Source organism: Proteus myxofaciens ATCC 19692, assembly GCF_001654855.1.
GTDB classification, from domain to species: domain Bacteria; phylum Pseudomonadota; class Gammaproteobacteria; order Enterobacterales; family Enterobacteriaceae; genus Proteus; species Proteus myxofaciens.
Genome location: NZ_LXEN01000125.1, coordinates 1 through 14108, shown reverse-complemented (window position 1 = coordinate 14108; position 14108 = coordinate 1). Strand labels below are relative to the sequence as shown.

Below are 14108 nucleotides of genomic sequence, written 5' to 3'. Positions count from 1 at the left end.
TTAGTATCTTCCGCTTTCTCAATTATGTTATTTTCCCCTCATACTCTTTAAATCTGTAATATAAACTTAAGCAATAATCATCATCTCAATCTGGTAGTTCATTTACTTGAGAGTTATACTGCTATTTACAATTACGCTACAAATGAAGATTTTCACGGTGCAAGACAAAACAATCATTATTCGCCAATTAGGAATGCAACCCTATTTACCGGTTTCTGATTCGATGCATCAGTTTACGGAAAAACGGGAAAGTCATACACCTGATGAACTTTGGCTCGTTCAACATGAACAAGTTTTTACTCAAGGCCAAGCAGGTAAAGCTGAACATTTATTAAATACAGGGCCTATTCCTGTTATTCAGTCTGATCGTGGTGGGCAAGTGACTTATCATGGGCCTGGTCAGCAAGTTATGTATGTTCTACTCGACTTAAAACGCAATCATATTGGTGTTCGACAATTAGTCACAGCACTGGAAAATACGGTTATTGACACACTGGCTGAATTTGATGTTGAGGCTTATGCCCGCTCTGATGCACCCGGTGTTTATGTTAAAGGCGACAAAATTTGTTCATTGGGGTTACGTATTCGTAAAGGATGCTCTTTTCATGGCTTAGCCTTAAATATTGATATGGATTTATCACCCTTTACGCGTATCAATCCATGTGGTTATTCTGATCTTAAAATGACCCAACTTACTAATTTTGTACCCAATAGCACAACAGAACAGGTTGCACCTCTCTTAGTTAATCATTTTTGTACGCAACTAGGATTCCAACCACAGCAATAAAAATGCTATAATTTTTTTAACATTTGTCATTTTTTTTTAAAACCCTGATTACCTCAATCACATCGTGTTAATCAATATAGATAACTGGAACTGGCACAATTATGAGTAAACCTATTCAGATGGAACGCGGCGTTAAATATCGCGACGCCGATAAAATGGCATTAATTCCTGTTAAAACCGTCGTTACAGAACGTGAAGAACTGCTACGTAAACCTGAGTGGATGAAAATAAAGCTACCCGCAGATTCAAGTAAAATTCAGGGTATCAAAGCTGCAATGCGTAAAAATGGTCTTCACTCAGTCTGTGAAGAAGCATCCTGTCCTAACCTTGCAGAATGCTTTAACCACGGAACAGCGACATTTATGATCTTAGGCGCAATTTGTACGCGTCGTTGTCCATTTTGTGACGTGGCACATGGTCGTCCTAATGCACCAGATGCTAATGAACCAGTAAAACTTGCACAAACGATTAAAGACATGGGTTTACGCTATGTTGTTATCACCTCTGTAGACCGTGATGACCTGCGTGATGGTGGCGCGCAACATTTTGCTGATTGTATTGCGGCTATTCGTGAAAAAAATCCAACAATTCGCATTGAAACATTAGTTCCTGACTTTCGTGGGCGTATGGATAAGGCATTAGAGATTTTGACTGAAACTCCACCAGATGTCTTTAATCATAACTTAGAAAACGTACCACGTGTTTATCGTCAAGTTCGTCCTGGTGCTAACTATCAATGGTCATTAACACTGTTAGAGCGTTTTAAAGAAGCCCATCCTAATATTCCTACAAAATCAGGTTTAATGGTGGGATTAGGTGAGACTAACGAAGAAATTATTGACGTAATGCGTGATCTGCGCAAACATGGGGTAACGATGTTGACATTGGGGCAATATCTGCAACCAAGCCGTCATCATCTTCCTGTTCAACGTTATGTCAGTCCTGACGAGTTTGAATATATGAAAGAACAAGCACTTGCTATGGGCTTTACACATGCTGCTTGCGGGCCTTTCGTACGCTCTTCTTATCACGCAGATCTTCAAGCTCAAGGGATTGAGGTTAAATAAAATAAACTCTCTGATATGCTTAATATTGCAATAGCTGTATTTATAGGTGGTGGTTTAGGAAGCGTTTTACGCTGGCTAATAAGCTACCGCCTAAACTCTCTACTCCCTCATTTTGCAACCGGTACTTTCGTTGCTAACTGTCTTGGTGCTTTTATTATCGCTTTTGGTATTGCATGGTTTAATAAAGCGCCCAATATTGATCCTATCTGGAAAATTATGCTAACCACTGGCTTTTGTGGTGGATTAACCACATTTTCAACCTTTTCAGTGGAAGTTGTTGCATTAATGACAGAAGGGAAAATAGGCTGGGCTTTTGGTACAATGGCCGCTAATTTAGCGGGATCATTTCTTATGACTGCCTTTGCATTTTGGATCTTAAGAGAAGTGTAATTCCCAATAATATAAAAACCCGTTATAGAACGGGCTTTTATATTTCTGAAAGAAGTCGTTAATTAGATAGCGACAACGTTTGCAGCAGATGGCCCTTTCGCGCCGTCAGTAACTTCAAACTCTACCTTTTGACCTTCAGCAAGTGTTTTAAAACCTTCTGAACTAATAGCGGAAAAGTGGACAAACACATCTTTACTGCCATCTTCTGGAGTGATAAAACCAAAACCTTTAGTTTCGTTAAACCACTTAACGTTACCTTTTAATTTAGACATCAAGTTTACCTTTAAAAATAGAAAATAAACGCAAGCGTTTTGCGTTGACTATAGTAAAACAAAAATTATGATTCCCTGTCCACAGTCTAGATCACGAAACTCACAATTTTTTACTACTAAATGATTAATATTCAGACAAATCCCATAAGTCTACTCATTATTCATACAAGTAATAACATTTAATTATTGCCGTATGAACTATTCCTCAATATCCACTTTCTCATAGTGCAGTAGCCAACGTTTAATATCTAAACCGCCAGTATAACCAACAAGTTTACCGTTATGCCCAATGACACGATGGCAAGGAATAATTAAAGAGATAGGATTTCGTGAGTTCGCCATTCCTACCGCTCTGCAATAATTGACCGAACCTAATGTAAGTGCAAGTTTTTTATAACTCCAAACTTCACCATGAGGAATGGTTTGTAAGGTTTTCCACACTCTTTTTTGAAATTCAGTCCCTTCTGGTACCAGAGGTACTGAGAATGTGACTCGTTTTCCAGCAAAATATTCTTTTAATTGTTTAATACATTGATTAATTATCGTACTGGAATTAATCGCATTTTCTTTTTCGTTAACAAAATAGAGACTCGTGATCCCTTCTTCATTTGCCGTTACCGAAATATAGGGTTTAGGGAAACCTTTTGGTGTATCGAGATAATCTTGGTACATAATGTTTTCTCTGTGATTTGCCTGTAATCATAAGATTAGATCACGCCTGATTGATAAAGCAATCATCTAATTACTTTTATACCTAACAAAAATTGCGCAATAAAAAAATCATAAAAATAAAATAATCCGCTAACTATTTAATTTTAATAATAATCATTATCAAATACGGAAATCACCATATATTGTGTGGTTGAAAAATTATAACTCTATATATAGTATTTAGGTACTTTTCATTATGAGTGTGTATGCAGACACACTCATATTTTTATAAGGGCTAATCTCTATGTCTGTGATTCTCTATACCAAACCGAATTGCGTTCAATGTAGTGCAACTGAACGAGCACTTAAACAAAAAAATATTCCGTTTGTCGCTGTAGATCTCACGCAGGATGCGCAAGCATTAGCACGCATTGTTTCTATGGGTTATCGCCAAGTTCCTGTTGTTGTTCACGGTGAACAACATTGGTCTGGTTTTTGTCCTGATAAAATCAGCCAAATCACACTGTAAAGGAACCTCTAATGCAAACTGCACCTTTAATTTATTTTTCAAGTCGCTCTGAAAATTGTCATCGCTTTGTACAAAAATTAAATATGCAGGCGACAAGACTTAATGAAAATGAACCACTACATGCCACACAACCTTTTGTGTTGCTTTGCCCTACTTACGGTGGCGGTGGTGCTAAAGGCGCAGTTCCTAAAACGGTAATTCAGTTTTTAAATATTCCTGAAAATCGTCAATTAATACGCGGTGTCATCGCTTCTGGTAATACTAATTTTGGTGCAGCCTATGGATTAGCTGGCGATGTTATCGCTCAGAAGTGTCAAATCCCTTTTCTGTATCGTTTTGAACTCTTAGGTACACCAGAAGACGTTAAACGCGTAAAAAACGGATTAAGTGCGTTTTGGTCAACAATTAATGAACACTGCGCAATGAGATAAATAACCATGACACAACCGATAGAACAACGTGATTATCATGCACTCAATGCCATGCTCAATCTTTATGATGAGCAAGGTAATATTCAATTTGATAAAGACAAATTAGCAACCCACCATTTTTTTCGTCAGCATGTAAACCAAAATACGGTTTTTTTTCATGATTTAAAAGAGAAACTCGATTTTCTTGTTGAACAACATTATTACGAAGCGCATGTTTTAGAGCAGTATGACTTTACATTTATCAAACAGTTATTCAAACATGCCTATAGTAAGAAATTTCGCTTTCAATCTTTTCTAGGCGCATTTAAATACTATACCAGCTATACGTTAAAGACATTTGATGGCGAGCGTTATCTTGAACGTTATGAAGACCGTGTATGTATGGTTGCGCTGACATTAGCACAAGGTAATACTGAACTCGCGACACATATTGTCGATGAAGTGATTAGTGGCCGTTTTCAACCAGCCACACCCACCTTTTTAAATTGTGGTAAACAACAACGTGGCGAATTAGTTTCCTGCTTCTTATTACGTATAGAAGATAATATGGAATCTATTGGTCGTTCAGTGAATTCAGCATTACAGCTTTCTAAACGCGGTGGTGGAGTTGCTTTCTTGCTCACTAACTTACGCGAAGCTGGCGCTCCAATTAAGCGGATAGAAAATCAATCATCAGGCGTTGTTCCTATCATGAAGATGCTAGAAGATGCGTTTTCTTATGCTAATCAATTAGGAGCAAGGCAAGGCGCTGGCGCAGTTTATCTTCATGCTCATCATCCTGATATCTATCATTTTCTAGATACTAAACGTGAAAATGCGGATGAAAAAGTCAGAATCAAAACTCTCTCATTAGGTGTTGTTATTCCCGATATTACGTTTGAATTAGCTAAACGTAATGAAGATATGTACCTTTTCTCACCTTATGATGTTGAACGTGTTTATGGCGTTCCTATGTCTGAAATTAGTGTGAGTGAAAAATACGCTGAAATGGTTAATAACGGTGAAATACGTAAAAAGAAAATTAAGGCTAGAGAGTTTTTCCAAACATTAGCAGAAATACAATTTGAATCAGGTTATCCCTATATCATGTTTGAGGATGCAGTAAACCGCGCTAATCCTATTGCTGGTAGAATTAATATGAGCAATTTATGTTCTGAAATATTACAAGTAAATAGTGCAAGTGAATATCATCCTGATCTTAGCTATCAACATATCGGTCATGATATTAGTTGTAACTTAGGTTCAATGAATATAGCAATGGCAATGGATTCTCCTGACTTTGCACATACTATTAATACAGCAATAAGAGCGCTGAGTAGTGTTGCAGAGATGACAAAGATTGAATCTGTCCCTTCTATTGAAAAAGGAAATCAGGCTTCTCATGCTATTGGTTTAGGCCAAATGAATCTACATGGCTATTTAGCGCGTGAAGGTATTTATTATGGTTCAGAAGAAGCGCTAGATTTTACCAATATCTATTTTTACACAGTAACCTATTACGCTTTATTAGCATCAAATCAATTAGCAATTGAGAAAAAACAAACTTTTAAAGGTTTTGAACATTCAAAATATGCCAGTGGTGAATATTTTGATAAATACGTTTCTCAAGAGTGGCTACCGAAAACACAAAAAGTCCACCAGCTATTTAGCCAGTCTAATGTGCATATTCCAACACAAGAAGATTGGGAAAAACTAAAACAGTCAATTATGGCGAATGGTATTTATAATCAAAATTTACAAGCCATTCCACCTACTGGCTCTATTTCTTATATAAATAACTCTACATCAAGCATTCATCCTATTGCTGCGCCTATTGAAATAAGAAAAGAAGGCAAAATTGGTCGTGTTTATTATCCTGCCCCTTTTATGACCAATGAAAATCGCCAATATTATCAAGATGCCTATGAAATTGGCGCTGAGAAAATTATCGATACTTATGCACAAGCGACACAGCATATCGACCAAGGTCTATCGCTCACCCTATTCTTTTCTGATGAAGCAACCACCAGAGATATTAATAAAGCGCAAATTTATGCTTGGCGTAAAGGTATTAAAACCTTGTATTACATCCGTATTAGACAAACAGCGTTAGCGGGTACTGAAATTAAAGGTTGTGTGTCTTGTGCACTGTAATTATCAAAAGGAAGATATGATATGTCTGCACCTTATTTAAATCGAGTCAATGCAATTAACTGGAACCGCATTGAAGACGAAAAAGATTTAGAGGTTTGGAATCGTTTAACTATGAATTTCTGGTTACCTGAAAAAATTCCACTCTCTAACGATATTCCTTCATGGAATACGCTAACACAAGCCGAAAAACAGCTGACTATTCGTGTTTTTACCGGCTTAACACTGTTAGATACGATTCAAAATACAGTTGGTGCACCTACGCTAATGCCAGATGCACTCACACCTCATGAAGAAGCCGTTTTATCTAATATCTGTTTTATGGAAGCGGTTCATGCTCGTTCTTATAGCTCGATATTTTCAACTCTTTGTCTTACTACAGATGTTGATGATGCATATCGTTGGAGTGAAGAAGATCCTTTCTTACAAAAGAAAGCAGAGATTATTCTGCACTATTATCAAGATGCAGATCCATTAAAGAAAAAAATAGCGAGTGTATTCTTAGAATCATTCTTATTCTATTCTGGTTTCTATTTACCGATGTATTGGTCAAGCCGAGGTAAATTAACAAATACAGCCGATCTCATTCGGCTTATTATTCGTGATGAAGCCGTTCACGGTTATTATATTGGTTATAAATTTCAGAACCAATTATTAAATAAATCAGAATCAGAAAAACAAGAAATTAAAGATTTTGCTTTTTCTTTATTATTAGACTTATATGATAATGAAGTGAAATATACTGAAAATCTTTATGATAATGTTGGATGGACTGAAGATGTGAAAAAGTTTCTTCATTATAATGCTAATAAAGCATTAATGAATTTAGGCTATGAAGCATTATTCCCTGATGAATTAACCGACGTAAGTCCTGCTATTCTTTCATCATTATCACCTGATGCAAATGAAAATCATGATTTCTTTTCTGGCTCGGGCTCTTCATATGTTATTGGTAAAACAATTAATACTGAGGATGATGATTGGGATTTTTAACATACCATTAACTCGCTGTTTTCTTTTTAAAAGCGCCAAGATACATTCAATTTAATTATGTATCTCAAGCGACACATAACGCACTGAAAAATAATAATTATTTTTTGGTGCGTTTTTATTTGCTTAAAAAAGTAGCTAATTATATGATTATTACCGTTCAATCAGGTCAAATAATCAATTTTTTACGAATGATTTTCTCGGTTTTCTCTTATTTCATCACTATTTTAAAGATAAATCATTAAAATAACTAATGACTATTAAATTTTATTGGTTTTTCTTTGTTTCTTTTTTCTTTTATTCATTCTCTTTTATCAAGCCTTTTATTGAGATCATAATTAAAATACTTCTCTGTATAAAAATAATGTTATTTCAGTCAGTTAGATGCGTTATTACGTTTAAATAAAATTTATTTATTTCACTTTATTTATTTATTAATTACTGAAAAACGATAAAAAAATGAACCCAATTATTTGTTTAATTATAGTGAACATAGGGTTGTCAGCTCTTATTATTATGTTAGGGTAATCCACTTACTAAAAATCTAATCTAGGAAAAAACGAAATCATTTAATTAACAATTTATTTATTCCTTTCAATATTTAAATAGGAAAATATATATTGCATGGCAATCAAACTCGAAGTTAAAAATCTCTATAAGGTATTTGGTGAGCACCCTAAGCGGGCCTTTGAATTATTAGAATCTGGTATGAATAAAGATCAGATTTTTGATAAAACAGGGCTAACAGTCGGTGTTCAAGATGCAAATCTGGCCATTGAAGAAGGCGAAATATTTGTGATCATGGGCTTATCAGGTTCTGGTAAATCCACCTTAGTACGCCTTCTCAATCGTCTGATAGACCCAACAAAGGGTGAAGTCCTTATTGATGGTGAAAATATCACCAAAATGTCTGATAAAGATCTACGTGAAGTTCGTCGTAAAAAAATCAGTATGGTGTTCCAATCATTTGCACTAATGCCACATATGAATGTGCTTGATAATACCGCTTTTGGTATGGATCTTGCGGGTATTAGTAAAGAGGAACGCATTAAGAAGGCAATGGCGGCCCTTGAGCAAGTCAACCTAGGCCATCATGCCAATTCTTGGCCTGATGAATTATCAGGTGGTATGCGTCAACGTATCGGTTTAGCGCGTGCATTAGCTAATGACCCCGATATTTTATTAATGGATGAAGCATTTTCTGCACTCGATCCATTAATTCGTACTGAAATGCAAGACGAGCTTTTAAGCTTACAAGGTGACAAACAACGCACTATCGTCTTTATTTCTCATGATCTTGATGAAGCAATGCGTATTGGTGACAGAATAGCCATTATGCAAGGTGGTGTTGTTGTGCAAATTGGTACACCTGATGAAATACTCAATAATCCAGCAAATGATTATGTGCGTACTTTCTTCCGTGGTGTTGATATCAGCCATGTATTTAGTGCAAAAGATATTGCAAAACGTCGTCCAGAAACCTTGTTACACGTAGCACCTGGTTTTGGTCCACGCTCTGCATTGAAAGTGCTAGAAGATGAAGACCGTAACTTTGGTTATCTCATTGAACGAGGTAGAAAATTTATCGGTATTGTTTCTCTTACCTCACTTGAAGAAGCACTGAAAAATAAACAACCTATCGAATCCGCTATCTTATCTGAACCTAGCGCGATTGATGGTGATACGCCGTTAAATGAGCTGATTTCAACTGTTGCACAATCTCCCTGTGCAATTCCTGTTATTGATGAGAAAAATCGTTATATCGGCTTAATCTCTAAAGGAATGTTATTACAAGCACTGGATAAGGAGACACCTAATGAGTAATACAACTAATCAAGCCAATCCTTGGGATACAGAAACCCAAGATGTGGCAACAGATAATACAACTCAAACGGTACCTCAAGATAATTCAGTAGAGAGTGATCCGTGGAGCACCTCTGACAGTTCAACAACGGATGCAGATCCTTGGGGTGGCAGTGCTGGTACTGATAACATCGACACGTCTTCTACAGGTGGTACTGATTGGTTAGATTCAGTGCCAACTGATGTTACCCCCGATCACTTTAATATTATGGATCCATTTCATAATACATTGATCCCTTTGGATTCATGGGTAACAGAAGCAATTGACTGGGTTGTTCTTCATTTTCGACCTGTCTTCCAAGGTATCCGTGTTCCAGTTGACTTTGTGTTAAGCGGATTTGAAAACTTTTTAACAGCCATGCCTTCACCTGTTGCGATTATTTTATTTTCATTAATCGCATGGCAGTTATCAGGCAAAGTAATGGGAATAACCTCATTTATCTCACTGATCTTAATTGGTGCGATAGGTGCTTGGTCTGAAGCCATGGTTACTCTTGCTTTAGTGTTAACCTCTTTACTGTTCTGTTTAATTATAGGGCTTCCTCTTGGAATATGGCTTGCCCATAGCAATAGGGCATCAAAAATTATTAGGCCGCTATTAGATGCGATGCAGACAACACCTGCATTCGTTTATTTAGTCCCTATCGTGATGCTTTTTGGTATTGGTAATGTTCCTGGTGTTGTCGTCACCATCATATTCGCTTTACCACCAATAGTGAGGTTGACCATCTTAGGGATAAAACAAGTTCCTGAGGATTTAATAGAAGCAGCACAATCATTTGGCGCTAATCCTCGTCAAATGCTGTTTAAAGTTCAGTTACCACTTGCAATGCCTACGATTATGGCCGGTGTAAACCAAACATTGATGTTAGCGTTGTCAATGGTAGTTATTGCATCAATGATTGCCGTTGGTGGTTTAGGTCAAATGGTATTACGTGGTATTGGTCGTCTTGATATGGGACTGGCGGCTGTTGGGGGTGCGGGTATCGTGATCCTCGCCATTATTCTTGACCGATTAACACAATCACTAGGTCAAAATAGCCGACTGAAAGGCAATAGAAGTTGGTATATGACAGGTCCTGTAGGCTTAGTTTACCGTCTTTTTGCGAAAAAAGCATAATCGCCAACTCCGCAAATAAATAACAAACATTGAATTTCATCGATAGAAAAATAGTCGATATAAAAACAATCAATATATGAAATAACTGGCGGTAGTTCGCTACCGCTTGCTATCTCTTATCATAAAACAGAAGGAACAACTATGCGTAATCCAGTTCTCTGGGCAACAGTTTTGTCTGCCACACTGCTAAGCACTCAGTTATCCGCTGCTGATTTACCTGGTAAAGGAATTTCGGTTCAACCTGTACAAAGTACAATTTCTGAAGAAACATTTCAGACATTAATAGTAAATAAAGCACTAGAAAAATTAGGTTATACCGTTGAACCTACTAAAGAAGTTGACTACAACGTTGCTTACTCTTCTATCGCAAACGGTGATGCAACATTTATGGCAGTAAGCTGGGTGCCATTACATAACTCTCAGTATGAGGCTGCTGGTGGTGATGACGTATTCTACCGTAAAGGTGATTATGTTATTAATGCTGCACAAGGCTATCTTATTGATAAGAAAACAGCACAAGAATATAAGATTACCAACATTGAGCAATTAAAAGATCCTAAAATTGCGAAAATCTTCGACAATGATGGTGATGGCAAAGCAGATTTAACTGGTTGTAACCCAGGTTGGGGTTGTGAAGAATCTATTAATAATCACTTAAAAGCCTATGATTTAGAAAAAACAGTAACACATAAACAAGGTAACTATGCGGCAATGATGGCAGATACCATTACCCGTTATAAAGAAGGTAAACCTATTCTTTATTACACATGGACACCTTATTGGATAAGTGATGTATTAAAACCAGGTAAAGATGTTGTATGGTTACAAGTACCATTCTCTTCATTGCCAGATGATAATAAAACCGATACTACATTACCAAATGGTAAAAACTACGGTTTCCCACCAAGTACAATGCATATCGCTGCGAATAAAAAATGGGCTGAAGCAAACCCAGCAGCCGCTAAATTATTTGAAGTGATGAAAGTCTCTGTAAATGATATTAACGCACAGAACTTACGTATGCATAACGGTCAGAAATCACAAGCTGATATCGAACGCCATGCAAATGCGTGGATCAAAGCTCATCAAAAAACCTTTGATGGTTGGATAGATGAAGCACGTAAAGCGGCTAATTAATTAGTCACTTTCTAATATCACGCCTAAAAAAACAGGCCACTCAGTGGCCTGTTTTTTTTTACTTAAATTATACTGATATCACTTAGAAACGCTTAACAACGGTAAATCTAAAGTCACGCCCCACACCAGAAACAGATTCACCTAAATAAGGATAATAATCTCGATTAAAGAGGTTAGCCACAGTGAAACGGATATCGGTATTATCAATAAATGAAGGCTCCCAATTGGCAAATAATCCATGAATGGCATAGCCTTTACTTTTTGGTAGTGCCCAATAAGCTGCTTGAGGATCGGCATCTGTCGGCGAACGACGTTGTGCACCAATAAAATCACCCGTCCATCCCATATTGACATTAATTTGCGGTAATTTTACCCCAATCGTGGCATGTAAAGCGTCAGGCTGTATTTCTGCAATCCATGTTTTTTGACCAAACCAAGGGTCACGTGGTGACTGATCACGTTTTCCTTTCATTGTAGAATACGCTAAACGACCAAATACATTAGGACTATCATAAAAAGCTTCAATCTCTAGTCCTTGAATTCGATATCCCGGTAAGTTACGGTAATTACCAATAGAAGGTGCACAACCACTATTATCACCATCTACTTTATAGCTTTGGCAATAAACACCTCGACGACGGAATATTTCATTTTTACCACGATTATCAAATAATGTTGTTCTTAATTGAACTTGGTCTTCTTGTTGGAAAACATCTTCAAAATCAGCAATTGCACCAACACGTATCGCTCTAATTGTTTCTTTATCTAAATGACGACTCGTTCCCGTTAAGCTTGAAATGCTTGATTGCACTTCATACTGTTCATCAATAATGGGTGCGCGCCATGTATAGGTGAGATCGCCAAAGAAGCGGAAGTTTTGATTCATTTTCCACAATAAACCAAGATGAGGAGTCGCACCACGGTAGGTTACATCTGAATAATCATGGCCAAAATAAGGGTTTGGATCTTGATAAACCTTAGCTCGACTGCCCTTTCCTTGGTTTTTAACAATATCATAGCGAACGCCAGGAGTTATCGTAAAATTACGATAACTCATCGAGTCTTCGATATAGAAACTGGTCGTTGTTTGCGTACCTTCTGGCATATAAGGCGGTGCATAATATCCATAGTTATAATCAGGATTTTTTGCTTTATCGCGCGTAAACATTAAAACGCTACGATCATTTTTATGCCAACGTGTTCCTACAAGAATTTGGTGTTCGACTGAACCCCACATCACTGAGCTTTCATTTTTTAATTCTACTTGATGATTTTTATAATCAACCCAGCTTTGATTTCCCATACTGCCACTAAAGAAAGAGCTTGCGGTATCAGGGCGAGTATCATTTTGTTTCGTTTTAGAATAGCCGTAAATGAGTGTTAGATTGACTAAATCAGACTCGATAGGATTAAAATTCCATTTTGCACTAAAAGTGTCATCTTTTTGGTCACGATAGACTAACTTACGCTTCATTGCGCCATCAAAACCATATTTATCCACTTCTGATTGTGATGGTTTCGGTAAATCATCACGCTTTGCAGCCCATGGCGTCCATCCATCACTTTCAGAGCGTGAAGCCGATAACGTTAATGTATTTTCATCATTTAAATAAAAATTCGATTTAATTAGAAATGAATCTTGGTCTGATTGAGAATATCCAAATTTAGTACCATCAGGTCTACGTAAATCATCACTTTCGCGACGATTAAAATAAAAAAGACCATCAGCAAAACCATCAAGTGTTTTTCCATAAATCGCACCACTATAACGATTTTGTTTATCATTTGTGTGGTGACCATATTTTAAAAATAAACCAATATGTTGATCAGGAAGTAATAAATCATCAGGGTCTTTAGTTTCAATTCTAACTGAACCACCAAATCCACCATTACCTTCTGTAATATTATGCGGACCTTTATCAACATCAATACGACGAATTAATTCAGGATCAATAAAAATAGATCCCTGACGATATTTTTCAAAACTTTTAGGCGTGCCATCAAACGTTATTTTAATATCTTCAGGATTACCCATTCCCCAAATATTTAATGTTTGCCCACCAGGCCTTGGCGAGCCTGATGAGGAAATACCCGGTAATTTATCCACCAGCTCAGCAATATTATTTGGCTGTATTCTATCGATATCTTTTAGCGTCAGAACAGTACTTCCTGCCTCTACGCTAGAATTAAGCTCACCTGCGACATAAATCGGTTCAATCACAATTTTATCATGTTTATCTGATGACGCTGTTATCGCTGTTTTTGGCAATGCCTTTATTTCTGATTTTATATCTTCAGAAGCATAGCTATTTAAAGAAGAGAATGACGTTAATAATAATGCAATTGCTGAGGATGAAAATGAAAATACACCTATACCCTGATGATAGGCATCATTCTTTGCTAAAAAATGGATCATAATAGTCGTATCTTTTATATGGTTATTAATTTAAGTAAGATTTAAATCGCATAAAACAATACTTAACAAGCAAATTATGATAATGATAATAATTATCATTATCTAGTTTTTTTCACTCATTGTTTTAATACAGATAATAACGCCAAATATAATCCATTATTGGATATTAATTTTTAATTAATTTAAATTTTTAAATAATATTTCTAAAAAGCATTATTTTTATATGGCTATTATTTTTATAAAAAAGATGAAAATTCGTTAAATTGATATCGGATATAGGCTATTTTTATTTAAATTGATAAGCATTAATTAATAATTCATTGTT

Annotated in this window: 13 protein-coding genes; 10 read left to right on the top strand and 3 right to left on the bottom strand. The window is 36.4% G+C overall.

Annotated features, from left to right (window positions below; translation table 11 throughout):
• The first annotated feature begins 142 nt into the window (after positions 1-142).
• From lipB to crcB, 3 genes are all read left to right on the top strand, one after another.
• Positions 143-787, top strand: coding sequence for a lipoyl(octanoyl) transferase LipB (lipB, locus tag M983_RS12950; protein WP_066751590.1), 645 nt, complete (start codon positions 143-145; stop codon positions 785-787).
• Positions 788-888: 101 nt separating this feature from the next.
• Positions 889-1854, top strand: coding sequence for a lipoyl synthase (gene lipA, locus M983_RS12945; protein ID WP_066751587.1), 966 nt, complete (start codon positions 889-891; stop codon positions 1852-1854).
• 15 nt (positions 1855-1869) lie between these two features.
• Complete coding sequence (gene crcB, locus M983_RS12940) at positions 1870-2244, top strand: fluoride efflux transporter CrcB (RefSeq protein ID WP_066751584.1); 375 nt, start codon at positions 1870-1872, stop codon at positions 2242-2244.
• A gap of 62 nt (positions 2245-2306) precedes the next feature.
• On the opposite strand, the gene cspE is transcribed toward crcB, so the two are convergent.
• Together cspE and M983_RS12930 are read right to left on the bottom strand one after the other, a co-directional pair.
• Complete coding sequence (cspE, locus tag M983_RS12935; protein ID WP_064719291.1) at positions 2307-2516, bottom strand: transcription antiterminator/RNA stability regulator CspE; 210 nt, start codon at positions 2514-2516, stop codon at positions 2307-2309.
• A 198-nt stretch (positions 2517-2714) separates the two neighbouring features.
• Positions 2715-3188 carry a methylated-DNA--[protein]-cysteine S-methyltransferase gene (locus tag M983_RS12930; RefSeq protein WP_066751581.1) on the bottom strand — a complete coding sequence of 158 codons (474 nt, stop codon included), beginning with the start codon at positions 3186-3188 and terminating at the stop codon, positions 2715-2717.
• A 283-nt stretch (positions 3189-3471) separates the two neighbouring features.
• On the opposite strand from M983_RS12930, the gene M983_RS12925 reads away from it, so the two are divergent.
• From M983_RS12925 to proX, 7 genes are all read left to right on the top strand, one after another.
• Entirely contained in the window at positions 3472-3696 is a 225-nt protein-coding gene (locus M983_RS12925; RefSeq protein ID WP_066751578.1) for a glutaredoxin family protein, read from the top strand.
• A gap of 11 nt (positions 3697-3707) precedes the next feature.
• A complete protein-coding gene (nrdI, locus tag M983_RS12920) occupies positions 3708-4127 on the top strand; it encodes a class Ib ribonucleoside-diphosphate reductase assembly flavoprotein NrdI (protein WP_066751575.1) in 420 nt (139 codons plus the stop codon).
• Between the two features lie 6 nt (positions 4128-4133).
• On the top strand, positions 4134-6260 hold the full coding sequence (gene nrdE, locus M983_RS12915; protein ID WP_066751571.1) for a class 1b ribonucleoside-diphosphate reductase subunit alpha: 2127 nt from the start codon (positions 4134-4136) through the stop codon (positions 6258-6260).
• A 21-nt stretch (positions 6261-6281) separates the two neighbouring features.
• Positions 6282-7250, top strand: a complete 969-nt coding sequence (gene nrdF, locus M983_RS12910) for a class 1b ribonucleoside-diphosphate reductase subunit beta (RefSeq protein ID WP_066751569.1) — start codon at positions 6282-6284, stop codon at positions 7248-7250.
• 621 nt (positions 7251-7871) lie between these two features.
• A complete protein-coding gene (proV, locus tag M983_RS12905) occupies positions 7872-9071 on the top strand; it encodes a glycine betaine/L-proline ABC transporter ATP-binding protein ProV (RefSeq protein WP_066751567.1) in 1200 nt (399 codons plus the stop codon).
• The gene (gene proW, locus M983_RS12900; RefSeq protein ID WP_066751564.1) at positions 9064-10230 is read left to right on the top strand and encodes a glycine betaine/L-proline ABC transporter permease ProW; all 1167 of its coding nucleotides are present in this window, start codon (positions 9064-9066) and stop codon (positions 10228-10230) included. Before proV ends, proW begins: the two co-directional genes overlap by 8 nt.
• 141 nt (positions 10231-10371) lie before the next feature.
• Positions 10372-11367: a glycine betaine/L-proline ABC transporter substrate-binding protein ProX gene (gene proX / locus M983_RS12895; protein WP_066751562.1), complete on the top strand. Its 996-nt coding sequence runs from the start codon at positions 10372-10374 to the stop codon at positions 11365-11367.
• An 82-nt stretch (positions 11368-11449) separates the two neighbouring features.
• Here proX and M983_RS12890 read toward each other — a convergent pair whose 3' ends face one another.
• Positions 11450-13783 (bottom strand): TonB-dependent hemoglobin/transferrin/lactoferrin family receptor, encoded by a 2334-nt coding sequence (locus tag M983_RS12890; RefSeq protein WP_157091962.1) that lies wholly within the window; start codon positions 13781-13783, stop codon positions 11450-11452.
• Positions 13784-14108: the final 325 nt, after the last annotated feature.

What these genes read in the sequence shown, in the direction of transcription:
- lipB (WP_066751590.1), top strand. Translation starts at nt 143, where the DNA reads ATGAAGATTTTCACGGTGCAAGACAAAACAATCATTATTCGCCAATTA.
- lipA (WP_066751587.1), top strand. Translation starts at nt 889, where the DNA reads ATGAGTAAACCTATTCAGATGGAACGCGGCGTTAAATATCGCGACGCC.
- crcB (WP_066751584.1), top strand. Translation starts at nt 1,870, where the DNA reads ATGCTTAATATTGCAATAGCTGTATTTATAGGTGGTGGTTTAGGAAGC.
- cspE (WP_064719291.1), bottom strand. Translation starts at nt 2,516, where the DNA reads ATGTCTAAATTAAAAGGTAACGTTAAGTGGTTTAACGAAACTAAAGGT.
- M983_RS12930 (WP_066751581.1), bottom strand. Translation starts at nt 3,188, where the DNA reads ATGTACCAAGATTATCTCGATACACCAAAAGGTTTCCCTAAACCCTAT.
- M983_RS12925 (WP_066751578.1), top strand. Translation starts at nt 3,472, where the DNA reads ATGTCTGTGATTCTCTATACCAAACCGAATTGCGTTCAATGTAGTGCA.
- nrdI (WP_066751575.1), top strand. Translation starts at nt 3,708, where the DNA reads ATGCAAACTGCACCTTTAATTTATTTTTCAAGTCGCTCTGAAAATTGT.
- nrdE (WP_066751571.1), top strand. Translation starts at nt 4,134, where the DNA reads ATGACACAACCGATAGAACAACGTGATTATCATGCACTCAATGCCATG.
- nrdF (WP_066751569.1), top strand. Translation starts at nt 6,282, where the DNA reads ATGTCTGCACCTTATTTAAATCGAGTCAATGCAATTAACTGGAACCGC.
- proV (WP_066751567.1), top strand. Translation starts at nt 7,872, where the DNA reads ATGGCAATCAAACTCGAAGTTAAAAATCTCTATAAGGTATTTGGTGAG.
- proW (WP_066751564.1), top strand. Translation starts at nt 9,064, where the DNA reads ATGAGTAATACAACTAATCAAGCCAATCCTTGGGATACAGAAACCCAA.
- proX (WP_066751562.1), top strand. Translation starts at nt 10,372, where the DNA reads ATGCGTAATCCAGTTCTCTGGGCAACAGTTTTGTCTGCCACACTGCTA.
- M983_RS12890 (WP_157091962.1), bottom strand. Translation starts at nt 13,783, where the DNA reads ATGATCCATTTTTTAGCAAAGAATGATGCCTATCATCAGGGTATAGGT.